Source organism: Streptomyces sp. JL2001 (genome assembly GCF_050917515.1).
In the GTDB taxonomy this organism is placed as follows: Bacteria; Actinomycetota; Actinomycetes; order Streptomycetales; family Streptomycetaceae; genus Streptomyces.
On record NZ_CP169421.1, the window covers coordinates 1,348,575 to 1,371,332 of the forward strand.

The 22,758-nt window shown below is 73.0% G+C and carries 21 protein-coding genes and 1 pseudogene; 7 read left to right on the forward strand and 15 right to left on the reverse strand.

Translation table 11 applies throughout. The features are described from left to right. Positions 1–111: 111 nt before the first annotated feature. Genes ACE1OA_RS05880 through ACE1OA_RS05910 form a run of 7 tightly spaced genes read right to left on the reverse strand, consistent with a single transcriptional unit; the run spans position 112 to position 7,170 of the window. On the reverse strand, positions 112–909 hold the full coding sequence (locus tag ACE1OA_RS05880) for an ABC transporter ATP-binding protein (protein WP_432752415.1): 798 nt from the start codon (positions 907–909) through the stop codon (positions 112–114). Continuing rightward, complete coding sequence (locus ACE1OA_RS05885) at positions 902–1,831, reverse strand: ABC transporter permease (RefSeq protein ID WP_356600359.1); 930 nt, start codon at positions 1,829–1,831, stop codon at positions 902–904. The genes ACE1OA_RS05880 and ACE1OA_RS05885 overlap by 8 nt, the downstream gene beginning before the upstream one ends. Before the next feature lie 49 nt (positions 1,832–1,880). Further along, complete coding sequence (locus tag ACE1OA_RS05890) at positions 1,881–2,759, reverse strand: glycosyltransferase family 2 protein (protein ID WP_384866588.1); 879 nt, start codon at positions 2,757–2,759, stop codon at positions 1,881–1,883. A 20-nt stretch (positions 2,760–2,779) separates the two neighbouring features. Next, positions 2,780–3,559 (reverse strand): CDP-alcohol phosphatidyltransferase family protein, encoded by a 780-nt coding sequence (locus ACE1OA_RS05895; RefSeq protein WP_356600363.1) that lies wholly within the window; start codon positions 3,557–3,559, stop codon positions 2,780–2,782. Then, a complete protein-coding gene (locus ACE1OA_RS05900) occupies positions 3,537–4,598 on the reverse strand; it encodes an iron-containing alcohol dehydrogenase family protein (RefSeq protein ID WP_356776732.1) in 1,062 nt (353 codons plus the stop codon). The genes ACE1OA_RS05895 and ACE1OA_RS05900 overlap by 23 nt, the downstream gene beginning before the upstream one ends. Then, on the reverse strand, positions 4,586–5,323 hold the full coding sequence (locus tag ACE1OA_RS05905; RefSeq protein WP_147976525.1) for a sugar phosphate nucleotidyltransferase: 738 nt from the start codon (positions 5,321–5,323) through the stop codon (positions 4,586–4,588). Before ACE1OA_RS05905 ends, ACE1OA_RS05900 begins: the two co-directional genes overlap by 13 nt. After that, on the reverse strand, positions 5,320–7,170 hold the full coding sequence (locus ACE1OA_RS05910) for a DUF5941 domain-containing protein (RefSeq protein ID WP_356600693.1): 1,851 nt from the start codon (positions 7,168–7,170) through the stop codon (positions 5,320–5,322). The genes ACE1OA_RS05905 and ACE1OA_RS05910 overlap by 4 nt, the downstream gene beginning before the upstream one ends. A 430-nt stretch (positions 7,171–7,600) precedes the next feature. On the opposite strand from ACE1OA_RS05910, the gene ACE1OA_RS05915 reads away from it, so the two are divergent. The 3 genes from ACE1OA_RS05915 (at position 7,601) to idi (ending at position 10,769) form a co-directional block, all read left to right on the forward strand. Then, positions 7,601–8,542: a cation diffusion facilitator family transporter gene (locus ACE1OA_RS05915; protein ID WP_356600367.1), complete on the forward strand. Its 942-nt coding sequence runs from the start codon at positions 7,601–7,603 to the stop codon at positions 8,540–8,542. Positions 8,543–8,755: 213 nt separating this feature from the next. Beyond that, positions 8,756–10,003 (forward strand): GNAT family N-acetyltransferase, encoded by a 1,248-nt coding sequence (locus ACE1OA_RS05920; RefSeq protein WP_432752416.1) that lies wholly within the window; start codon positions 8,756–8,758, stop codon positions 10,001–10,003. Positions 10,004–10,145: 142 nt separating this feature from the next. Then, positions 10,146–10,769, forward strand: coding sequence for an isopentenyl-diphosphate Delta-isomerase (idi, locus tag ACE1OA_RS05925; RefSeq protein WP_356600371.1), 624 nt, complete (start codon positions 10,146–10,148; stop codon positions 10,767–10,769). Between the two features lie 112 nt (positions 10,770–10,881). Here idi and ACE1OA_RS05930 read toward each other — a convergent pair. Beyond that, positions 10,882–11,370: pseudogene (locus ACE1OA_RS05930) on the reverse strand (ATP-binding protein); the annotation flags it as partial. A 95-nt stretch (positions 11,371–11,465) separates the two neighbouring features. After that, a complete protein-coding gene (locus ACE1OA_RS05935) occupies positions 11,466–12,113 on the reverse strand; it encodes an HdeD family acid-resistance protein (RefSeq protein WP_384866350.1) in 648 nt (215 codons plus the stop codon). Positions 12,114–12,178: 65 nt separating this feature from the next. Between ACE1OA_RS05935 and ACE1OA_RS05940 the strand changes: the two genes are divergently transcribed. Beyond that, positions 12,179–12,922 carry an enoyl-CoA hydratase/isomerase family protein gene (locus tag ACE1OA_RS05940; RefSeq protein WP_386544676.1) on the forward strand — a complete coding sequence of 248 codons (744 nt, stop codon included), beginning with the start codon at positions 12,179–12,181 and terminating at the stop codon, positions 12,920–12,922. A 174-nt stretch (positions 12,923–13,096) separates the two neighbouring features. Here the strand turns inward: ACE1OA_RS05940 and ACE1OA_RS05945 are convergent, their stop codons facing one another. Together ACE1OA_RS05945 and ACE1OA_RS05950 are read right to left on the reverse strand one after the other, a co-directional pair. Further along, positions 13,097–13,741, reverse strand: a complete 645-nt coding sequence (locus tag ACE1OA_RS05945; RefSeq protein WP_356600377.1) for a DJ-1/PfpI family protein — start codon at positions 13,739–13,741, stop codon at positions 13,097–13,099. A 77-nt stretch (positions 13,742–13,818) separates the two neighbouring features. Further along, positions 13,819–14,793, reverse strand: coding sequence for a GlxA family transcriptional regulator (locus ACE1OA_RS05950; protein ID WP_356600379.1), 975 nt, complete (start codon positions 14,791–14,793; stop codon positions 13,819–13,821). 171 nt (positions 14,794–14,964) lie between these two features. On the opposite strand from ACE1OA_RS05950, the gene ACE1OA_RS05955 reads away from it, so the two are divergent. Next, positions 14,965–15,822: an SCO6745 family protein gene (locus ACE1OA_RS05955; RefSeq protein ID WP_386544681.1), complete on the forward strand. Its 858-nt coding sequence runs from the start codon at positions 14,965–14,967 to the stop codon at positions 15,820–15,822. 195 nt (positions 15,823–16,017) lie between these two features. Next, positions 16,018–18,447: a Tex family protein gene (locus tag ACE1OA_RS05960; protein WP_432752417.1), complete on the forward strand. Its 2,430-nt coding sequence runs from the start codon at positions 16,018–16,020 to the stop codon at positions 18,445–18,447. A 79-nt stretch (positions 18,448–18,526) separates the two neighbouring features. Here ACE1OA_RS05960 and ACE1OA_RS05965 read toward each other — a convergent pair whose 3' ends face one another. From ACE1OA_RS05965 to ACE1OA_RS05975, 3 genes are read right to left on the reverse strand one after another with little or no spacing between them, the layout of a single operon-like run. Then, positions 18,527–18,934, reverse strand: a complete 408-nt coding sequence (locus ACE1OA_RS05965) for a hypothetical protein (protein WP_386546169.1) — start codon at positions 18,932–18,934, stop codon at positions 18,527–18,529. Next, complete coding sequence (locus ACE1OA_RS05970; protein WP_432752418.1) at positions 18,931–19,533, reverse strand: 2-phosphosulfolactate phosphatase; 603 nt, start codon at positions 19,531–19,533, stop codon at positions 18,931–18,933. Before ACE1OA_RS05970 ends, ACE1OA_RS05965 begins: the two co-directional genes overlap by 4 nt. Continuing rightward, positions 19,533–21,170 carry an ABC-F family ATP-binding cassette domain-containing protein gene (locus ACE1OA_RS05975; protein ID WP_356600389.1) on the reverse strand — a complete coding sequence of 546 codons (1,638 nt, stop codon included), beginning with the start codon at positions 21,168–21,170 and terminating at the stop codon, positions 19,533–19,535. The genes ACE1OA_RS05970 and ACE1OA_RS05975 overlap by 1 nt, the downstream gene beginning before the upstream one ends. A gap of 187 nt (positions 21,171–21,357) precedes the next feature. Between ACE1OA_RS05975 and ACE1OA_RS05980 the strand changes: the two genes are divergently transcribed. Continuing rightward, the gene (locus ACE1OA_RS05980; RefSeq protein ID WP_432752419.1) at positions 21,358–22,314 is read left to right on the forward strand and encodes an FAD-dependent oxidoreductase; all 957 of its coding nucleotides are present in this window, start codon (positions 21,358–21,360) and stop codon (positions 22,312–22,314) included. Positions 22,315–22,405: 91 nt separating this feature from the next. On the opposite strand, the gene ACE1OA_RS05985 is transcribed toward ACE1OA_RS05980, so the two are convergent. Beyond that, on the reverse strand, positions 22,406–22,708 hold the full coding sequence (locus ACE1OA_RS05985) for a hypothetical protein (RefSeq protein WP_356600393.1): 303 nt from the start codon (positions 22,706–22,708) through the stop codon (positions 22,406–22,408). Positions 22,709–22,758 lie beyond the last annotated feature (50 nt).

Consider the following 22,758-nt stretch of genomic DNA (forward strand, 5'->3'; position numbering starts at 1 on the left):
CATTCCGGGCGGGGGCGCGACGCGCCCGGAAGCGGACACCCCCCGCCGGCAGGGCCGACGGGGGGTGCTCGACGTGGTACGGGACCGGTTCGCGGGCGGGGCCCGGGCCGGCTACTTCCCGGTCTCGCGCTCGTAGGCCCGCAGGACCTCTTCGGTCGGACCGTCCATCAGCAGCTCGCCCTTCTCCAGCCAGAGCACGCGGTCGCAGGTGTCCCTGATGGACTTGTTGCTGTGACTGACCAGGAAGACCGTGCCGGCCTCCTTGCGGAGCTCGCGGATGCGCTCCTCGGAGCGGATCTGGAAGGCGCGGTCACCGGTCGCGAGCGCCTCGTCGATCATGAGGACGTCGTGGTTCTTGGCGGCGGCGATGGCGAAGCGGAGCCGGGCGCCCATGCCGGAGGAGTACGTCCTCATCGGCAGGCTGATGAAGTCGCCCTTCTCGTTGATGCCGGAGAAGTCGACGATCTGCTGGTAGCGCTTGCGGATCTCCTCCCGGCTCATGCCCATGGCGAGGCCGCCGAGTATCACGTTGCGCTCGCCGGTCAGGTCGTTCATCAGCGCCGCGTTGACGCCGAGGAGCGAGGGCTGGCCGTCGGTGTAGACCTTGCCGTGCTCGGTGGGGAGCAAGCCGGCGATCGCACGCAGCAGCGTCGACTTGCCCGAACCGTTGGTGCCGATGAGGCCGATGGCCTCGCCGCGGTAGGCCGTGAAGGAGACCCCGCGCACGGCGTGGACATTGCGGACTCCGCGCGAGGCGGTCTGGCCGCCTCCCTTGCCGCGGCCGAGGATCCGGCTCAGTGCGGCCGTGGCGCTGCCCTTGCCGCCGCCTCCGCCGTTGACCCGGTAGACGATGTGGACGTCGTCCGCGATGACCGTGGGGATGCGTTCCCCGGTGCCGTTGTCAGCCACGGCCGTACCTCTCTTCGGCCTTCCAGAAGTAGACGAAGCCGGCGAGCCCGACGAGCGCGGCCCAGGCGAGCGCCGCGATCCAGACGTGCGGCGGCAGGTTCGCGGAGTCGTAGCCGTCGATCAGGGCGAACCGGATCAGGTCCATGTAGATGGCCGCCGGGTTGTACATGAGGACATCGGCGATCCAGGCCGGCTTGTCCGCGAGCATCACCGGGATGGAGAACATCACGCCCGAGCCGTACATCCAGGTGCGCATGATGAACGGCATCAGCTGGGCGAGGTCCGGGGTCTTGCTGCCCAGCCGCGCCATGATCAGGGCGAGTCCCACGTTGAAGACGAACTGCAGCGCCAGCGCGGGCAGCATGAGCAGCCAGCTGAGCGAGGGGTAGCTGCCGAAGGCGACCGCGATCGCGATCAGCACGACCATCGAGAACAGCAGCTGCTGGAGCTGCTGGAGCGCGAAGGAGATCGGCAGCGAGGCCCGGGGGAAGTGCAGCGCCCGCACCAGACCGATGTTGCCGGCGATCGCCCGGACGCCCGCCATCACCGAGCTCTGGGTGAAGGTGAACACGAAGACGCCGGTGACCAGGAACGGGATGTACACCTCCCGCGACATGCCCCGGTCGGCGTTGAGGATCAGTCCGAAGATCAGGAAGTAGACCAGCGCGTTGAGGAGCGGGGTCACGACCTGCCACAGCTGCCCGAGCTTGGCCTGGCTGTACTGCGCGGTGAGCTTCGCCTGGGAGAAGGCCAGGATGAAGTGGCGCCGCCCCCACAGCTGGCGGATGTACTCCAGGAGCCCCGGGCGGGCACCGCTGACAGCCAGGCCGTACTTCGCGGCCAGCGCGGCCGGGGTCAGGCCGTCGTCAGCGGACGGCGGGGCGCTCGTCGCGACCGCGCCGTCGTGGGTTGTGTCACTCACAAGTCGAAACTTTCGTATTCAAGATGCGCGGCAAGTCGGGGGCACGCCGTCAGACGACGGGCGGGCGTCCCAGTCGGGTCAGCCGCCACACCGTACGCCACTTCATGGGACGGCGCGGTCCGCAGGGAGCGGTCCAGCCCTCCCGGAAGCCGCCGAACCATGCCTTGAGGGCGGGAACGGAGGGCCGCCGTGCCAGCGTGAGGAGCAGCCAGACGCCGAGATAGACCGGCACCAGGGGTGCGGGCAGATTGCGGCGAGCCAGCCACACTCGATTGCGAGCCACGTTGTAGTGGTAGGTCGCGTGCCGGGACGGCGGAGTGGTGGGGTGGAGCAGCACCATGTCGGAACGGTAGTCGATCATCCAGTCGGCGTCGAGGGCCCGCCAGGCGAGATCCGTCTCCTCATGGGCGTAGAAGAACGCGTCCGGCAGCCCGCCGACCTCGGTGAACACCTTGCTGCGGACGGCGTTGGCGCCGCCGAGGAAGGTGGTCACGCGCGAGGAGCGCATCGGGTCGGCGGCACGCAGCCGCGGCACGTGGCGGCGCTGGGTCAGACCGGTCTCCGGGTCCGCGATCCGGAAGCTGATGATGCCGAGCCGCGGGTCGGCGGTGAACGCCTGGCGGACCAGCTCCCCGGTGTCGGCGTGGGCCAGCAGACCGTCGTCGTCCAGGAAGAGCAGAGCGTCCACGGGGCCGCACGGGCCACCGGGGCCGAAGGCCTCGATGCCGACGTTGCGGCCGCCGGGGATGCCGAGGTTCTCGGGCAGGTCGATGGTGTGGACCCCGTCCGGCACGCCGGTGACGGGGGCGCCGTTGCCGACCACCACGGTCTCGATCGGGTCGCCGTCCTGCTTGGCGACCGAGTCGAGGAGCGCGCGCAGGTCGTCGGGCCGGTTGCCCATGGTGATGATCACGGCGCCCAGCTTCATCGGCGTACTCACGCGGGTCCTCACTTCAGCCGGCTCGACGCCAGGATCGACACGAGATGCAGCACGGTCTGGAGCAGCGCGATGCCCGCCAGCACGGCGACTCCGAGCCGCGTGAAGAACAGGTCGCCGCGCATCTGGTCCACGACCGCCAGGACCAGGATCAGCAGGGACGCCTCGACGCCGAGCACCAGGCGGTGGAACTTCAGCGCGGCGGCGGCCCTGCGGGCCAGCGCCATGCCGGACGAGCGCGGCTCGGACGCCGCCTCCTTGACCGGCGGCAGACCGCCCTGGTGCCGGGCCACGCCGACCAGGTCCGTCTCGGCCTTGATCAGGATGGCGCCGAGTGCGGCCAGGGTGCCGAGGAAGGCCCAGAGCCAGTCGATCCGTCCCGTGCCCCACAGGTCGGAGGCGCGGAGGCCGAAGCCGACCAGGACCGCGGCGTCGCACAGGTAGGCGCCGACCCGGTCCAGGTACACGCCGCCGAGCGAGAACTGCTGCTTCCAGCGGGCGATCTCGCCGTCGACGCAGTCGAGCAGCAGGTACAGCTGGACCATCAGCACGCCGAGCACGGCGCCCCAGATGCCCGGCACGAGCAGTGCCGGGGCGGCGAGGACGCCGAAGAGGGTCATCAGGTAGGTCAGCTGGTTGGGCGTGACCCGGGTGTTCACCAGGTGGCGGTCGATGCGCAGCGAGATCTCGCGCATGTAGAGGCGGCCGGCCCAGTGCTCACCGCTCCGCCGGTCCTTCACACCGGGAGGGTGAACGACCGGGCGGAGCTCAGCTACCGATGGCTTTTGCATAGTCGGCGTACGCGTCCCTGATCTGGTCGTCGGACAGGTCGAGGTGTTCGAGGATGGTGAAGCGGCCCGGCCGGGTCTGCGGGGCGAAGGACACCGCCCGGACGAACTCGTCCACGCTGAAGCCCATCTCCTCCGGCAGGACCGGGAGCCCGTGCCGGCGCAGCGTCTCGACGATCCGCAGCGAGCCGTCCACGGCACCGCGCAGGTGCATCGCGAAGGCCGCGCCCAGGCCGCACTGCTCGCCGTGGCTGGCCGCCCGCTGCGGGAAGAGCAGGTCGAAGGCGTGGCTGATCTCGTGGCAGGCACCCGAGGAGGGGCGCGTGTCACCGCTGATCGACATGGCGATGCCGGACATGACCAGGCCCTCGGAGAGGGTGACGAGGAAGTCGTCGTCGCCCACGCCGCCGGGGTGGCGGAGCACGGCCTCGCCGGCGCTGCGTGCCATGGCCGCGGCCAGGCCGTCGACCGGCTCGCCCGTCTCGCGGTGGGAGAGCTCCCAGTCCGCGATGGCGGAGAGGTTGGAGACCGCGTCCCCGATGCCGGAGCGCACGAAGCGCGCCGGGGCGTCCCTGATCACGTCGAGGTCGATGACCAGCGCGATCGGGGTGGGCACTCCGTAGGAGCCGCGCCCGTTGTCGTTGTCCAGGGTGGAGACCGGCGAGCAGATGCCGTCGTGCGACAGGTTCGTGGCGATGGCGACCAGCGGCAGCCCGACCCGGGCGGCCGCGTACTTGGAGACATCGATGATCTTGCCGCCGCCGAGGGCCACCACGGCGTCGTACCGCTTGCCGCGCATGGCGTCGGCGAGCTTCACGGCCGCGTCGATGGTGCCGCCCTCGACCGGGTACCAGTCCGCGCCGGGGAGCTCCGGGGCGAACCGGTCACGCAGCTTCAGGCCGGAGCCGCCGCTGATCGCGACGGCGATCCGGCCGTTGCTGGAGATCCGCTGGTCCGCCAGGAGCGCGGACAGGTCGTCCAGCGCTCCCCGGCGGATGTCGACGACGACCGGCGACGGAATGAGCCGGGTCAGTACTGGCACGCGATGTCACGGCCCTTCGCCAGGTCGTCGTGGTTGTCGATCTCGACCCACTTGACGTCGCCGATGGGCGCCACGTCGACGGTGAAGCCGCGGTTCACGAGCTCCTGGTAGCCGTCCTCGTAGTAGAGGTCGGGGTCGCGCTCGAAGGTGGCCTTCAGGGCGTCGGCGAGCTCTTCGGCGGCCTCGGGCTCGATGAGGGTGACACCGATGTACTCGCCGGTCGCGGTGGCCGGGTCCATCAGCTTGGTGATCTTCTGCACGCCCTTGCCCTCGGCGGTGATGACCTTCATCTCCTCGTCGGCGAGGTTCTTCACCGTGTCGAGGGCGAGGATGATCTTCTGGCCGTCGCCGCGGGCGGCGAGGAGGGTCTTCTCGACGGAGACCGGGTGCACGGTGTCGCCGTTGGCGAGGATGACGCCCTTCTTCAGGACCTCACGGGCGCACCACAGGGAGTAGGCGTTGTTCCACTCCTCGGCCTTGTCGTTGTCGATCAGCGTGATGCTGACGCCGTAGGCGGCCTCCAGGGCCTCCTTGCGGGCGTAGACGGCCTCCTTGCGGTAGCCGACGACGATGGCGACGTCGGTGAGGCCGACCTCGGCGAAGTTCTTCAGAGTCAGGTCGAGGACGGTGGTGTCACCGTCGACAGGCACGAGGGCCTTCGGGAGCGTGTCGGTGTAGGGGCGCAGACGCCGTCCGGCACCGGCTGCCAGAACAAGGCCAATCATGCTGTTTCTCCTTCGTCATGTACGGCAGGTGCTCCGGAGGACACCCAGAAGCGGATGGATTCCACGAGCACCACGAGCGCGACGGCGACCGCGAGGGCGGTGAGCGCCAGGGTGAAGTCGTTGCCACGGCTCGCCAGCAGGGCGGCGAGGACGGTCACCACGAGCGTGCGGCCCTCGTGACCGCCGATGGTGCGCACCAGCCAGGCGGGCGGCGCGCCGGTGCCGCCGCGGATGCGGTACACCGTGTCGTAGTGATGGTAGGCGACGGCCGCGACCAGCCCGAATGCGGCGGGAAGCGCCCCGTCGGCGTCCGCCTTGACGGCGAGGACGAGGACGGTGGTGTACTCCGCGGCCCGGAAGACCGGGGGGACGAGCCAGTCGAGGGCGCCCTTGAGCGGGCGGGCGACGGCCAGGCCGGCGGTCACGACGTAGATCGCCGCGACGGCGATGAGGCGCGCGTCACCGAAGGGGACGAAGACCGCGCCGGCGATCATGAGCACGGCGCCCAGCACGGCGACGTAGAGCGGTCCGACGGCCCCGGTCCGGCCGCGCAGCAGCCGGGCCAGGAGCTCGGCGAGCGGGCCGGAGTCGGCGAGGTCGGCGAGCGCGCGGGCGGCCCGGTCGGTCCGCTTCGCCTTGCGGGTCAGGGACCGCAGCACGCGTCCCGCGGTGGTGTAGAGGGCGCCGAAGGCGCAGCCGGCGAGGAGCGCGTAGAACACGATCCGCGGGGTGGTGAGCGCGGTGAGGACCGCGATCATCGCCCAGCGCTCGCCGATCGGCAGGATGATCATCCGGCGGAGCCAGACGGTCCAGCCGACGCCGTCGAGCCGGCTGGAGAGGGCCGCGGTGGGGCTGGTGTTGGCCGTCGCGTCGTGGTTGGCCTCGTTGAACGAGAAGTCGACGACGTGCCGGCAGGTCATCAGGACCATCGAACCGAGCGCGAGGGCCCAGACGTCGTCCCCGTCCCGGGCGGCGCCGAGGGCGAGCCCCGCGTAGAAGGCGTACTCCTTGGCGCGGTCGAAGGTGGCGTCGAGCCAGGCCCCCATCGTCGAGTACTGCAGGGAGTAGCGGGCCAGCTGCCCGTCGGTGCAGTCCAGGACGAAGGAGACGAGGAGCAGGACGCCCGCGGCGACGTAGCCGGCGCGCTCACCGGTCGCGGCGCAGCCGGCCGCGACGAGCGCGGTGAGCAGCGAGGCGGTGGTCACCTGGTTCGGGGTGAGCCCGCGGCGCGCGCACCAGCGGGCGATGTAGCGGGAGTAGGGGCTGATGCAGAAGGTGGTGAAGAAGCCGTCGTGGGCCTTCACGGCGGAGCGCAGGCGGACGGCCTCGTCGTCGACGGCCGCGACGGCGGCGCGGGCCGCGTGGGCGGCCTCGGCGTCGGCCGGTACGGCGGCGACGAGGGTGCCGAGCTGCGGCCGGTGCACGGCGACGCCTTCGGCGTCGAGGGCGTCGGCCAGGGCGTCGGGCAGGTTCTCGGCCGCCGGTGCGGTGGTGGTGCCCTCGGTGCCGGCGCCGTCCGCGGTGGTGCCGTCCGTGCCTCGCACCCCGACGGGGGCGCCGGTCAGGGCACGGGCCAGCGCCGGGCGGGCCTCGCTCTGCGCGGTGAGGGCGCCGGGCGCGGCGGCGGCGGGGAAGCGGGGGTCGGTGAGGGCCAGCCGCAGCGCGTGGAGGTGTCCGACGAACCGGGGGTCGACGACGGCGACCCGCTCGCCGGCCGGTACGGCGGCGAGCAGCGGGCCCGTCTCGTGGGGACCGGAGGCGACCCTGACGTCGAAGCCGAGCGACCTCAGATCGCCGTCGAGCGACGATCCGGGTACCGGCGGACCGGTGAGGATGGCGGTCGACAGGACGAACTCACTCCTTGGAGCTGACGGGCGGGCCCTCGGGGCCCGGGGGCACGGCCTCGGGCACGGCGATCCGGCCCGGCACGGGGCGGCGGCACGTCGGCTGAGGCTATCGGATGAACGAAAGCGCGAGTTCACCGAGGCTTTGCGGGGAGGACTCCCCCGGTGCCCCCGCGCCCGTGCGCGGGTGCGCCTCTCCGCACGGAGATCATCATGGGCGATCGGCGCCCCGGCTCACAAACCGCGCCCGCGGCGCTCGCGAGCGGACCGGCGCGGGGGCCGCCGGAACGATCTCGGCGGATCCCTGACCTGCGGGCATCACCGCAGGTCAGGGCATATGACAACGGTGTTCAATGCCGTGTTGCGGATACCCCTCCCCCGTAGTTCACTTGCCAGTCGGGGCACGGAGACGACACGACCGGGAGGCCTTGTCATGGGGGCTGGACACGACCACGGGCATCACCACGGAGGACCGCCGCCGACCGGCACGGCCGCCGCGGCCCACAAGGGGCGGCTGCGCATCGCGCTCGGCATCACGCTCTCCGTGATGGTGGTCGAGATCGTCGGCGGCGTGCTGGCCGACTCGCTGGCACTGATCGCCGACGCGGCCCACATGGCCACCGACGCGGTCGGGCTGGCGCTGGCGCTGCTCGCCATCCACTTCGCCAACCGGCCGCCGTCGGGGAACCGCACCTTCGGTTTCGCCCGGGCCGAGATCCTCGCCGCGCTCGCCAACTGTCTGCTGCTGCTGGTCGTCGGCGGCTACGTGCTGTACGAGGCGATCCAGCGGTTCCTCGAGCCGGTGGAGACCCGGGGCGGTCTCACGATCGCCTTCGCCCTCATCGGCCTGGTCGCCAACATGATCTCGCTCTCCCTGCTGGTGCGGGGCCAGAAGGACAGCCTCAACGTGCGCGGCGCGTATCTGGAGGTGCTCGCGGACGCGCTCGGCTCGGTGACGGTGCTGGTCTCGGCGGGCATCATCCTGGCCACGGGGTGGTCGTACGCGGACCCGATCGCGTCGATCGTCATCGGCCTCATGATCGTGCCGCGGACGGTGAAGCTGCTGCGCGAGACGCTGGACGTGCTGCTGGAGTCGGCCCCCAAGGGCGTCGACATGGCGGAGGTCCGGGCGCACATCCTGGCGCTCCCGGGCGTCGAGGACGTGCACGACCTGCACGCCTGGACGATCACCTCCGGGATGCCGGTGCTCTCCGCCCACGTGGTGGTGGACCAGGCCGCCCTGGACGCGGTCGGGCACGAGAAGATGCTGCACGACCTGCAGGGATGCCTCGGCTCGCACTTCGACGTGGACCACTGCACCTTCCAGCTGGAGCCGGCCGGCCACGCGGCCCACGAGGCGAAGCTGTGCCTGTGAACGCCCCGTTCCCGCCGCAGGGGCTCTGTTAATCTCCTCGCACGAACGTGAGGTGGAGAGGAGCTGAGGTTGATGACCGTCGCGATGGAGGCTGCCCCGTGCGGCAGCACCCGGTCCGGCTTCAGCCTCCGGGTCTCCGGCTGACCTGATCCCGGTTCTCCGAACCGGTCGTCAGCACGTCGGCCGGGGCCCTCACACACAAGGGTTCCCACGTTGTCCGACAACGCGCTCCACGACGCCTTCTTCGCCCTGCACCACGGTCTCCCGCGGCAGGGTCCGGGCTCCGACACCACCACCCGCCGCCTGCTCGCGCTCGCCGGCCCGCTCCCCGCGCGTCCGCGCGTGCTCGATCTGGGCTGCGGCCCCGGCCGCTCCGCACTGCTCCTGGCCGCCGAGGCCGGGGCCGAGGTGACGGCCGTCGACCTCCACCAGCCGTTCCTCGACGAACTGACGGCAGCCGCCGGCGCCCGCGGGCTCGGCGACCGCGTCCGCACGCTCCACGCCGACATGGGCGCGCTCTCCTTCCCCGACGGGTCCTTCGACCTGATCTGGGCCGAGAGCTCGGCCTACGTCGTCGGCTTCGACACCGCCCTCGCCTCCTGGCGACGGCTGCTCGCGCCCGGCGGCTCGCTCGTGCTCACCGAGTGCGAGTGGACCGTCGAGGAGCCGAGCGCGGAGGCCCGCGCCTTCTGGGAGCGGCACTACCGGCTCCGTACCACCGCGGCGAACACCGCGGCATCGGTGGCGGCCGGGTACCACGTCCTCGGGGTCGTCCCGCAGCCCGAGGGCGACTGGGCGGAGTACTACGGGCCGCTCGCCGAGCGGGCCGACGCCGCCGACCCGGCCGCGCCGGGGATGGCCGAGGCGCTCGCCGCGACCCGCGCGGAGCTCGCGGTGCGCCGCGACCACGGAGGCGAGTACGGCTACACCGGCTACGTCCTGCGGCCCGCCGACACCCGGTGGCGGACGCGGGAGGAGACGGCGGCCGACGTGCCCGCCGTACGGGAGATCAACGCGGCCGCCTTCGCGACCGCGGAGGAGGCCGCGCTGGTCGACGCCCTGCGCGCCGACGGCGAGGCCTGGCTGCCGGGCCTGTCGTACGTCGCGGAGGCGCCGGACGGCACGGTCGCGGCCCATGCCCTGATCACCCGGTGCCGGGTCGGGGACACCCCGGTGGCGGCGCTGGCGCCGGTGGCCGTGGCGCCCGCGTACCAGCGCGGGGGTGCCGGTCAGGCCGTCGTCCGGGCGGTGCTCGACGCGGCGCGGCTGCGGGGCGAGCGGCTCGTCCTGGTGCTCGGCCATCCGGAGTACTACCCCCGGTTCGGCTTCGTACGGGCGTCCGAGTACGGGATCAGGCCAGGTTTCGAGGTGCCCGATGCGGCCATGATGGCGCTCGCGCTCGGCTCGTCCGGCGCCGTACCCGCGGGGACGATCCACTATCCGGCGGCATTCGGCGTGTGACACACCTCCCGCTCCCGCCGCACCGGGTGTACTCCGGTGTGGTGGGAGCGGTGGTGTCCGGCCGCCGAAGTACGGACAAGCCGCTTTTGTACGGCAGACTGAAGGCGCCCCACCGGGCCGAGGACCGAAGCGAAGGATGGGTATGCCGACCACACCAGCGACCGCGGCGAAGAGCTCGCCGAACGGAGTCTCGTCGAACGCAGCGCCCGTGGGCGGCGCCCAGGCGTCGATCATGCTGGAGCTGGTCGACGAGGACGGCAACACCATCGGCACGGCGGAGAAGCTCGCCGCGCACCAGGCACCGGGGCAGCTGCACCGGGCCTTCTCCGTCTTCCTCTTCGACGAGTCCGGCCGGCTGCTGCTCCAGCGCCGGGCGCTGGGCAAGTACCACTCCCCCGGCGTCTGGTCGAACACCTGCTGCGGACACCCGTACCCGGGTGAGGCGCCGTTCGCGGCCGCCGCCCGGCGCACCTTCGAGGAGCTGGGCGTCTCGCCCTCGCTGCTCGCCGAGGCGGGCACCGTCCGCTACAACCACCCGGACCCGGCCTCGGGCCTGGTGGAGCAGGAGTACAACCACCTCTTCGTCGGGCTGGTGCAGGCCGAGCCGCGGCCGGACCCGGAGGAGATCGGGGAGACCGCCTTCGTGACCGCCGAGGAGCTGGCCGAGCGCCACGCGTCCGCGCCGTTCTCCGCCTGGTTCATGACGGTGCTGGACGCGGCGCGTCCGGCCGTCAAGGAGCTGACGGGTCCGGCCGGGGGCTGGTGAAGCCAGGCGGAACGTTTCCGGGAACGGGTCCCGGTCCGGGTGCCGGTACGGCCCCGTGCACCGGGACCGTACCGGCGAGCGGCAGTATCTCCGGCGCCGGCGCGGAGCCGGCCGGCGGCGCGGGCAGGGGCAGCGCGGCCCAGATGATCTTGCCGCCGCTCGCGGTGTGCTCCACGTCGCAGGCCCCGCCCGCCTCCAGCGCGATCTCCCGCACCAGGAGCAGGCCGCGGCCGCCCGTCTGACCCCAGTCCGCCTCCAGCGCCTTGGGCCGGTAGGGGTGGTTGTCCTCGACGGACACCCGGATCCACTCCGCGCCGATCGCCACCTCCACCGCGACCTCCGGGGAGAGCAGCGCCGCGTGCTTGACGGCGTTGGTGACCAGCTCCGAGATGATCAGGAGCAGGCCCTGCGCGGTATCCTCGTCGATGGGTACGCCCTGACGGACCAGCAGGTCGCGCACCGCGTGCCGGGCCTGCGGAACGGAGACGTCGACCGCGGGAGCGGTGAAGCGCCAGACACCTTCGTAGGACGGAGGCCGGGCGGGAACGCTTCCGCGGCTCCCCGTCGTCCGACTCCCACCCTCGTGCTCGATTGTCGCCACGAGGTCGAGTCTTGGGAACATAGGGGTCCGGACCGGCGTACTGACCAGAAGTCGACACTTATCGACCATCTTCTGATCGAGTGAGTATGCCAAAGTCAGTTTTTTGACTGCTCCTGATGTTCTTCTGACGCCTTCGGAGGGGTCTCTCCAGCGGGGGTCACCGGGACGACCATATCGACGATCCGCCGGCCCCCGACCCCGATGGCGATCAGGCCCAGTCCGTCGAAGAGCAGCGCCAGCGAGAAGAACACCCCGAGGACGTAGCGGCTGCTGTCGGGCCAGTCGAAGAGGACGAGCAGCCCGAGCAGCAGGCCGAAGGCTCCCTGCAGGAGGGTCCAGCCGAACTGCGGCCCGCGCACCACCACGCTGCCCACCAGCCGGAAGACCCCGCCGGTCAGGAAGAGGAGCGCGGCGAACATGGTCAACGCCTCGGCGGCCCCCTCCGGGTGGCGGATGACCACCACACCGGCCGCGATGTTCAGCGCCGCCACCACGACGGCGAGCCAGAAGTAGCTGGTGCCGCGCGACTCGATGGCGTGCAGCAGGCCCACGACACCGCCGATGAGCAGCAGCCAGCCGAACAGCAGCATCGAGGTGAGGGTGGCCAGCCCCGTGTAGACCAGGCCGACGATCCCACCGATGACGAGCAGGACGCCGAGGAAGGTGAGCCGGCCGAGGCTGCGGCTCAGCTTCTTCCCCTCGCGCACGGGATCGTGGTCGGGGCCGTACGGTTCCTGGACCATGCGCTCCTCCTCGTCGCGCCCCCTTCCTGATCGTACGTACGGGGTGCCCGGATAGCATCCGGCGCATGGAGCCGCAGTTGAAGCAGAGCGTCATCGACGGGGTCGCCACCGTCGTCATCTCGAACCCCGCGAAGCGGAACGCGATGACGGCGGCGATGTGGCGGGCGCTGCCCGGGCTGCTCGCCCCGCTCGCCGCCGACCGCGCCGTCCGCGCACTGGTCCTGACCGGCGAGGGCGGCACCTTCTGCGCCGGCGCGGACATCTCGACGCTCCGGGAGCCGGGCGACGAGCAGCAGACGCTCGCGGTCCGGGCCGAGGAGGCGCTGGCCGCCTTCCCCAAGCCGACGCTCGCCGCGGTCCGCGGCTACTGCGTGGGCGGCGGAAGCCAGCTCGCCGCGGCCTGCGACCTGCGCTTCGCCGAGGAGGGCGCGCAGTTCGGCGTCACCCCCGCGAAGCTCGGCATCGTCTACCCCGCCTCGTCCACCCGGCGCCTGGCCGCGCTCGTGGGACCGTCCGCCGCGAAGCACCTGCTGTTCTCCGGCGAGCTGATCGACACGGAGCGGGCCCTGCGGACCGGCCTGGTCGACGAGGTCCTGCCGACGGGCGAACTGGACAAGCGGGTGGCCGAGTTCGCCCGCGTCCTGGTCTCGCGCTCGCTGCTGACCCAGGCGGCGGCGAAGGAGTTCGCGAACGGCCGCACGGACCGGGACGCGCACTGGACGGAGCAGGCGCGCGGCAGCGGCGACACCGCCGAGGGGATCGCCGCCTTCCTGGAACGCCGCGCGCCCCGTTTCACCTACGGCGTCTGACGCATCCGCTCGCGGCCGGGCACTTCCGGGGTGTGCAGGACGCCGAGCACGCCTTCGAGTTCGGGCTCCCGCGCGTCCTCGACGGCATCGCGTCGTTCGTACGGGGCAGATAGCCGCGTCCCGTCGTCCGCATCCCGGCGGGCGGGGGCCGGCGCGGGCCCCCGCGGCGGCGGGTCAGTCGGCCTGGACGAGGACCTTCTCGGCCTGGCCTCGCCACAAGGCGACGATCTCGGCCGGGGCCTTGTCGGGCGAGCCGGCGTCGTACGGCGGCTGCGGGTCGTACTCGGTCAGCAGCTGGACCGTCTGCGCCGTCGCGTCGCCCGCGATCCGGCCGAGCAGGTGGAGGGCCATGTCGATGCCGGAGGAGACGCCGGCGGCGGTGACGTACTTGCCGTCGAAGACGACCCGCTCGCCGGTGGGCTCGGCGCCGAGGGGCACGAGCTCGTCGAGCGCGAGCCAGTGCGCGGTCGCCCGGCGTCCGGTCAGCAGGCCCGCGCCACCCAGGATCAGCGAGCCCGTGCAGACCGAGGTGGTCCAGGTGCTGGTGGCGTCGGCGGTACGGAGCCAGGCGAGGATCTCCGGGTCGTGCATCGCCTCGCGCGAGCCCGGCCCGCCGGGCACCAGCAGGATGTCCGGTCGGGGGACGTCGGCCAGGGCCCGGTCGGCGTGCAGGGCGAGCGTCCCCTGGTCGTTGCGGACCGGACCGGCCTCCTTGGCGACGAAGACGGTCTCGGACCCGGGGAGCCGGGCGAGGAGTTCGTAGGGGCCGACGGCGTCGAGGGACGTGAACCGGTCGTAGAGCAGGACGGCGATCTGCATGGTGCTGCCTTTCGGGCTCGGGACTTCGGGTCTCGGGACTTCGGGGTTCAGGACTTCGGGGTTCAGGGCGGTGCGGGTCAGCGGGCGGTGCCCACGGGCGCGTGGAACCGGCGGCGGTACTCCGCCGGTGTGCTCTCCAGGGTCTTGACGAAGGCGCGGCGCATCGCCTCGGGCGTGCCGTAGCCGGCCGCCCGGGCGACCTCCTGCACGCCGTCGGCGGTCTCCTCCAGGAGTCTGCGCGCGTGCTCGATCCGGACCCGGTCGACGTACCTGCCGGGCGTCGTGCCCGTCTCGGCCTGGAACGCGCGGGCGAAATGGCGCGGTGAGAGCCGGGCCCGGGCGGCCAGCGCCTCGACCGAGAGGTCGGCGTCGGGGTGCTCGGTGATCCACTGCTGGAGGTCGCGCAGGGGTTCGCGGCGGGCGGTCTGGGCGGCGAGCTGGGCGCTGAACTGCGCCTGGTTGCCCGGGCGGCGCAGGAAGACGACCAGATGGCGGGCGACGGTGAGCGCGGTGTCCCGCCCGAGGTCCTCCTCCACCAGGGCCAGCGCGAGGTCGATGCCCGCGGTGACGCCCGCCGAGGTGGCCAGCCGGCCGTCCCGGACGAAGATGGGGTCCGGGTCCACGTCGACCTCGGGGTAGCAGCGCGCGAGGTGGTCGCAGGCCACCCAGTGGGTGGTCGCCCGGTGGCCGTCGAGCAGCCCGGCCTCGGCGAGCAGCAGCGCCCCCGTGCACACCGAGACGAGCCGCTCGGCACGCGGGGCGTTCTCCCGCAGCCAGTCGACGAGGCGCGGGTCGGGCCGCCGCGTGCCCTCGCCGCCGGGGACGAGGAGGGTGTGCGGCGGGCCCGCGGCGACGGCCTCGGCGAGCGTGCCGTCCGGGAGGAGCCGCAGGCCGCTCTGGGTGCGGACGGGGCCGCCGTCGAGCGAGGCGGTGCGAATCGGATAGGCGCCCCGACCGGCGCGGCCGGCGCCGGCGAACACCTCCACCGGTCCGGTGACATCCAGGCTCTGCACGTCGTCGAAGAGGACGACGAGCACGGGTCGCTTCGTCATGGGTTCCATCCTTCGCGCGGCGGGAGAAGGCCGCAATGACGAAGAACCCACCTTTCCTGCCATGCGGAGGCCGGCTCCCGCCCCGCGGGGGCGACGCGGCCGGACCGGGCGGGAAGCCGCTCGCGGACCCCGGGGGTTCCAGTCATACCAACCAGTCGGTAACGTGCGGCCATGACCACTCTGCCGCCCCGCGCGGGACGCCGCTGCCACCACGTCATCAACCCGCTGCACTCGACGGTGTACTTCTCGCCGGACCTCGACACCGAGTTCAAGGCGCTCGGCTTCGAGGACGTGTCGGCCATGCGGCTCGCCTCGCGCAGCGCCGCGCTGGGCGCCGTCGGCGCCGGCACCGTCGCCGCGACCTTCTACAACTACAACGTCGAGCTGCTGGCACGGCACCTGCCGGCCGTCTGGGACATCGCCTCGCCGGAGGCGGTGATCGCGGCCCGGCTGCGGGCCGTCGACAGTACGCTGCGCCGGCTGCTGGGCGAGGAGGCGATCGCCTCGGCCGAGATGGCCGAGGCCGCCGAGCTCGCCCTGCGCGCCACCGAGGCGTGCACGCGGCACGGCCGGCCGCTCTACTCCGCCCACGCCGACCTGGCCGTGCCCGAGGAGCCCCACCTGAAGTACTGGCACGCCGCCACGCTGCTGCGCGAGCACCGCGGGGACGGCCACCTGGTGGCGCTGCTGAGCGCCGGGCTCGACCCGCTGGAGGCGCTGGTCAGCCACACCGCCACGGGCATGGGCATGAGCCCCCGCTGGGTCCTGGGCAGCCGCGGCTGGCGGCGCGCCGACTGGGACGCCGCGGTCGTCCGGCTGCGGGAGCGCGGCCACCTCGACGCGGACGGCGGGCTGACGGCCGAGGGCTCCGCGCTGCGGGACGCGGTGGAGGAGCACACCGACCGCCTGGACGCGGCGCCGTACGAGCACCTCGGCGCGGCCGGCGTCGAGCGCCTGACGACCCTCGGCAAGGAGTTCCGCAACGCGGCCTTCCTCGCCGGGGCCTTCCCGGCGGACCTGAACGGGTAGGGGCCTTCCCGTCGATCGGCCCGGACGCCCGGCACGATCGGCGTGACACCCGCGCGCGGGGGTACCCGGGCGGGACCGCCCGCCCGCGGTCCCGGGCGGCCGCCGCGCGGGGTGGGGTGTGTGCGGCATTCCGGCGGCGGACCCGGCAGAATGCAGACGCAAGCTTTGAGGCACGAGAAGGCGAGTCGGGACACCGTGACGACGTCCATCGAAAGCAGGATCGCCGAGGAGCTCGGCGTACGCGAGCGACAGGTGAGGGCGGCCGTCGAGCTGCTCGACGGCGGCTCGACCGTGCCGTTCATCGCGCGCTACCGCAAGGAAGCGACCGAGATGCTCGACGACGCGCAGCTGCGCACGCTCGAGGAGCGGCTGCGCTACCTGCGGGAGCTGGAGGACCGGCGGACCGCCATCCTCGACTCCGTGCGGGAGCAGGGCAAGCTGACGGCCGAGGTGGAGGCCCGCCTCCGGGCAGCCGACACCAAGGCGCGGCTGGAGGACATCTACCTGCCCTTCAAGCCGAAGCGCCGCACCAAGGCGCAGATCGCCCGCGAGGCCGGTCTGGAGCCGCTGGCGGAGGGGCTGCTCGCCGATCCGTCGGTGGAGCCGGCCGCCGCGGCGGCGGCCTTCGTCGACGCCGACAAGGGCGTGGCCGACCCGCAGGCGGCCCTGGACGGCGCGCGCGCCATCCTCACCGAGCGGTTCTCGGAGGACGCCGACCTGATCGGTGAGCTGCGCGAGCGGATGTGGGGCCGGGGCCGGCTGGCGGCCAAGGTGCGGGAGGGCAAGGAGGAGGCGGGAGCGAAGTTCGCCGACTACTTCGACTTCACCGAGCCGTTCACCGCGCTGCCCTCGCACCGGATCCTGGCGATGCTGCGGGGCGAGAAGGAGGACGTGCTCAGTCTGGAGCTGGAGCCCGAGGAGCCCTCCGAGGTGCCCGGGCCCTCCTCGTACGAGGGAATGGTCGCGCGCCGCTTCGGCGTGGCCGACCGCGGGCGGGCGGGCGACAAGTGGCTGCTCGACACGGTTCGCTGGGCCTGGCGGACCCGGATCCTGGTCCACCTCGGCATCGACCTGCGGCTGCGTCTGCGCACGGCGGCCGAGGACGAGGCGGTACGGGTCTTCGCGGCCAACCTGCGGGACCTGCTGCTCGCGGCCCCGGCCGGGACGCGGTCCACGCTGGGGCTCGACCCCGGCTTCCGTACGGGCGTGAAGGTCGCGGTCGTGGACGCCACCGGCAAGGTCGTGGCCACCGACGTCATCCACCCGCACGTCCCGGCCAACCGCTGGGACGAGGCGCTGGCCAAGCTGGCGCGGCTGGCGAAGGAGCACGCGGTCGAACTGGTCGCCATCGGCAACGGCACGGCCTCCCGCGAGACCGACAAGCTGGCGGGCGAACTCATCGCCAAGCACCCGGAGTTGAACCTCACCAAGGTGATGGTGTCGGAGGCGGGCGCGTCGGTGTACTCGGCGTCCGCCTTCGCCTCGCAGGAACTGCCGGACATGGACGTGTCGTTGCGCGGGGCGGTCTCGATCGCGCGACGGCTGCAGGACCCGCTGGCCGAGCTGGTGAAGATCGACCCGAAGTCGATCGGTGTCGGGCAGTACCAGCACGACCTGTCCGAGGTGAAGCTCTCCCGCTCGCTGGACGCGGTGGTCGAGGACTGCGTGAACGGCGTCGGCGTCGACGTCAACACGGCGTCCGCGCCGCTGCTCTCGCGGGTCTCGGGCATCAGCGCCGGCCTCGCCGAGAACATCGTGTCGCACCGGGACGCCAACGGCCCGTTCCGCTCCCGCCGGGCGCTCAAGGACGTCGCCCGGCTCGGCCCGAAGGCGTACGAGCAGTGCGCGGGCTTCCTGCGGATCCGGGGCGGCGAGGACCCGCTGGACGCCTCGTCGGTCCACCCGGAGGCGTACCCGGTGGTGCGCCGCATGGTGAAGTCGACGGGCGGGGAGGTCGCCGCGCTGATCGGCAACACCGGCGTGCTGCGGTCACTGCGGGCGGACGACTTCGTCGACGAGACCTTCGGTCTGCCGACGGTCACGGACATCCTGCGCGAGCTGGAGAAGCCGGGCCGCGACCCGCGGCCGGCGTTCCGGACGGCGACCTTCAAGGACGGCGTCGAGAAGATCGGCGATCTCGCCTCGGGGATGGTCCTGGAGGGCGTCGTCACGAACGTGGCGGCGTTCGGCGCCTTCGTGGACATCGGCGTCCACCAGGACGGCCTGGTGCACGTCTCGGCGATGTCGAAGACGTTCGTGAAGGACCCGCGCGACGTGGTCAAGCCCGGTGACGTGGTGAAGGTCAAGGTCCTGGACGTCGACATCCCGCGGAAGCGGATCTCGCTGACGCTGCGGCTGGAGGACGAGGCGGCGGCGGACACGGACGCGGGTGCCCCGAAGCGCGACCGCGGCGAACGGGGCGGCCGTCCGCCGCAGCAGCGCCGCGGGGGCGGCGGTGGCGGTGGCCGTCAGGGCGGCCAGGGTGGCCAGGGCCGTCAGGGCGGTCAGGGCGGTCAGGGTGGCCGCGCGGGTCAGGCACCGGCGCCGGCGAACAGCGCGATGGCGGACGCCCTGCGGAAGGCGGGTCTGCTGAACGACGGCGGCGGCAAGCGGCGCGGTCGCTGACGCCGAGACGGACACGGAGCGGGCCCGGCCGGAAGGCCGGGCCCGCTCCGTGCGTCCCGTCGACGCGGGGCGGCGCCCCTCAGGCGTTCGGCAGGAAGCGCAGCGCCCACTCGGCGCGGTTCGCGACCGTCAGGTCGTCGTCCTCGGTCAGGGGCTGGAGGACGGCGCGGGAGCGGTGCGGGTCGGACTGGACCAGCTCGACGATCTCCGTCGCGAGGGCGTCCTGGTCGTCGCCGAGGTCGACGGCCGAGGCCCGCAGCAGCGCGGGGAGGGCCTCCGGGCCGCCGATCGCGGCGAGGACGCCGCCGATGAGCTCACGGGCGTAGGCGTTCTGCTCGGCGAGGGCGCGGTCCAGTTCGGACTGGAGCCGGGGCAGCAGGGCGGCGTCCCCGGACGCGGCGATCTCGTCGGCCAGGTCGATCGTCGCGTCGACGTCCGCGTCCAGGTCGTCCAGCATCTCGGTCAGCCGGGTCAGTAGGTCGGTCATGCTGCTGCCTCCTGGAATGCGCCGTCCGTCAGGACGGGGACGGTGTGCGAGGTGTCGACCTCGTTGGCCACCGCCACATCCTGCGGGTAGCCGTACTCGTACAGTTCACGCCCCGAGCCGCGGTGGTGCACCACCGCGGCCGGGTCCTCGGTCGCCTCCCACAGCGCCGCCGCCCGTGCCTCAGGGGTGAGCACGGCGGCGCCGCCCTCGGCGCACAGGGCCGACAGGACCGCTCCGGCGCCCGGCAGGTCCTCCGGCGCCGGACGCAGCGAGCCGTCGGGCCGACGCTCGCCCGCGGCGGCGACGGCCAGGGGGCGGGAGGCGGTCCCGTAGCCCTGCCGGGCCGGCCGGCGGGCGACGGCCTTCCGGTTGCGCAGCGAGGCGGCGACGGAGCGTCCCACGGCCGCCGCGGCGTTGCGCTGTTCGGTGTACGCGCGCGCCGTCCCGTCCCGCCACCGGTACGGGTACACGGCGGTGCCGGCCTCCACGGCGACACCGACCGCGGCCGTGAAGGACAGCACGTCCACGACGACCGGGCAGGCGGCGGACGAGCCGAGGACGCGGGCCTCGGTCGGCCCCCATCCGAAGGAGGCGTCCATCAGAGCTCGGTCACCTTGCCGCCGGCCACCTCGATACGCCGGTCGATGTGCACGGCGTCCAGCATCCGGCGGTCGTGGGTGACCAGGAGCAGGGTGCCGGGGTAGCCGTCGAGGGCCTGCTCCAGCTGTTCGATGGCCACCAGGTCCAGGTGGTTGGTCGGCTCGTCGAGGACCAGCAGGTTGACGCCCCGGCCCTGGAGGAGCGCGAGGGCGGCGCGGGTCCGCTCGCCCGGGGAGAGCGTGGTCGCGGGGCGCAGCACGTGGTCGGCCTTCAGACCGAACTTGGCCAGCAGCGTGCGGACGTCCGCGGGCTCGGTCTCGGGGACGGCCGCGCAGAAGGCGTCGAGCAGCGACTCCGAGCCGTGGAAGAGCCTGCGCGCCTGGTCGACCTCGCCGACGACGACCCCCGAGCCGAGGACGGCGTCCCCGGAGTCGAGCGGGAGGCGGCCGAGGAGGGCGGCGAGCAGGGTGGACTTCCCGGCGCCGTTGGCGCCGGTGATGGCGACCCGGTCGGCCCAGTCGATCTGCAGCGTGGCCGGCCCGAAGCGGAAGTCGCCGCGCCGCACCTCCGCCTCGCGCAGGGTCGCCACGACGGACCCGGAGCGCGGGGCGGCGGCGATCTCCATCCGCAGCTCCCACTCCTTGCGGGGCTCCTCCACGACGTCGAGGCGCTCGATCATCCGCTGGGTCTGGCGCGCCTTGGCGGCCTGCTTCTCACTGGCCTCGCCGCGCAGCTTCCGGCCGATCTTGTCGTTGTCGGTCGCCTTGCGGCGGGCGTTGCGGACGCCCTTGTCCATCCAGTTGCGCTGCATCAGGGCGCGGCCTTCGAGGGCGGCCCGCTTGTCGGCGTACTCCTCGAAGTCCTCGCGGGCGTGCCGGCGGGCGGTGTCGCGCTCCTCCAGGTACGCCTCGTAGCCGCCGCCGTAGAGCGTGATCTGCTGCTGGGCGAGGTCGAGCTCGAGGACCTTGGTGACGGTGCGGGCGAGGAACTCGCGGTCGTGGCTGATGACGACCGTCCCGGCGCGCAGGCCCCGCACGAAGGACTCGAGCCGCTCCAGGCCGTCGAGGTCGAGGTCGTTGGTGGGCTCGTCGAGCAGGAAGACGTCGTAGCGGGAGAGCAGCAGGGAGGCGAGTCCGGCCCGGGCGGCCTGGCCGCCGGAGAGGGAGGTCATCGACTGGTCGAGGCCGACGGTCAGCCCGAGGGAGCCGGCGACCTCCTCCGCGCGCTCGTCGAGGTCGGCGCCGCCGAGGTCGAGCCAGCGCTCCAGGCTGACGGCGTACGCGTCGTCGGCGCCCGGCGTACCGTCGACCAGGCCCTGGGTGGCCTCGTCCATCGCGATCTGGGCTGCGGCGACACCGGTCCGGCGCGCGAGGAACTCCCGGACGGTCTCGCCGGTGCGCCGCTCGGGCTCCTGCGGGAGGTGGCCGACGGTGGCGGTGGGCGGGGAGAGCTTCAGCTCACCGTCCTCTGGGGTGTCGAGCCCGGCGAGCAGCCGCAGCAGCGTCGACTTGCCGGCGCCGTTGACACCGACGAGGCCGATGACGTCGCCGGGGGCGACGACGAGGTCGAGGCCGGCGAAGAGGGAGCGTTCGCCGTGGCCGGCGGCGAGGTCCTTGGCGACGAGAGTGGCAGTCATCAGGAGATGAATCCTAAGGGCTGTCCGGAAGACGGCCTGATGATCCGCCGCCCGAGATCATCCGGGGACACGGCCCGGGGGCGGGCCGGGCCGGGGTCGTGGCACGCCGAACCGGGGCCGGCGGGGCGGCCGGATCCGGTCCGGAGGCGGCATGGTCCCCGCTCGCGGGCCCCGGTAGCGTCCGGGCATGAGCGGCGATGTGATCGTGGTGGGCGGCGGGGTCGTGGGCCTGACGACGGCGGTGACGCTGGCGGAGCGCGGTAAGCGGGTGCGGGTGTGGTCGCGGGATCCGGCTGGGGAGACGACCTCGGCCGTGGCGGGGGCGCTGTGGTGGCCGTACCGGATCGAGCCGGTCGCGGACGCGGGCGCATGGGCGCTGGCCTCGCTGCGGGTCTACGAGGAGCTCGCGGCCGATCCGGAGTCGACGGGCGTACGGCTGGTGGCCGGGGTGCACGCGGACACGGTGCTCGACGGACTCGGGGCGTGGGCCGAGGAGGTCACCGGACTGCGGCAGTTGACGCCTGATCAGGTGCCGGGGCCGTACGAGGTGGGGCTGGCCGCCCGGCTCCCGCTGATCGACATGCCCGTGCATCTCGCCTGGCTGCGAAGGCGCCTGGAGGAGGCCGGCGGACGGTGGGAACGACGCTCGGTGGCGGCCTTCGAGGAGGCGGCCGCCGAGGCCCCGGTGGTGGTGGACTGCACGGGGCTCGGCGCGCGGGAGCTCGTACCGGACGGGCGACTGCTGCCGGTGCGCGGTCAGTTGGTGCTGGTGGAGAACCCCGGGATCACCGAGTGGTTCACGGCGGCGGACGCGGAGTCGAGCGAGACGACCTACTTCTTCCCGCAGCCCGGGCGGCTGGTTCTGGGCGGGACGGCGCAGGAGGGGGACGAGCGGCTCGACGCGGATCCCGCCACGGCGGCGCGGATCGTCGAGCGGTGCGCGCGGATCAGACCCGAGATCGCGGAGGCCAGGGTGCTGGGGCACCGGGTCGGGCTGCGTCCCGCCCGGTCGGGAGGGGTCCGGATCACGGCGGAACGACGTCCGGACGGCGCGCTCCTGGTGCACCACTACGGCCACGGTGGCGCCGGGGTGACGGTCGCCTGGGGCTGCGCCCGCAGGGCGGCGGACCTGGCCTGCGGCTGAGCATCCGGATCGCCGGACCCCCGGATCGAGGCGCCCGGACACACCTCCGGCCCGCCCCGGCGAGCGGGGCGGGCCGGAGGACCGAGGAACGTCAGTTCCAGGGCTTGTGGTTGTTGTCCGCGTCGATGCAGCTGCGGATCTGGCGGTCGAGCGCGTCCGCCTGGCCACGGGCCTTGCGGGCCTCGGCGGTGGCGCCGAGGTGCTGGAGCTTGTCCGCCTTCACGCGCAGGGCGTGCGAGTCCTTGCGCATCTTGTCGACGTTGCAGACGATCTTCTTGCCGGCCGCGGTCGCGGTCGGCGCCGTCACCGTCTGACCGAGCAGCAGGCCCCCGGCCAGCAGCGTGGTCGCGGTGAGGGCCGTCAGGGTGCGGCGCAGAGGCGTCGCATACATCATGGAGCACTCCAACTTCCGGGCCACGAAGGCCCGTTCGAGGCATGGTCAGT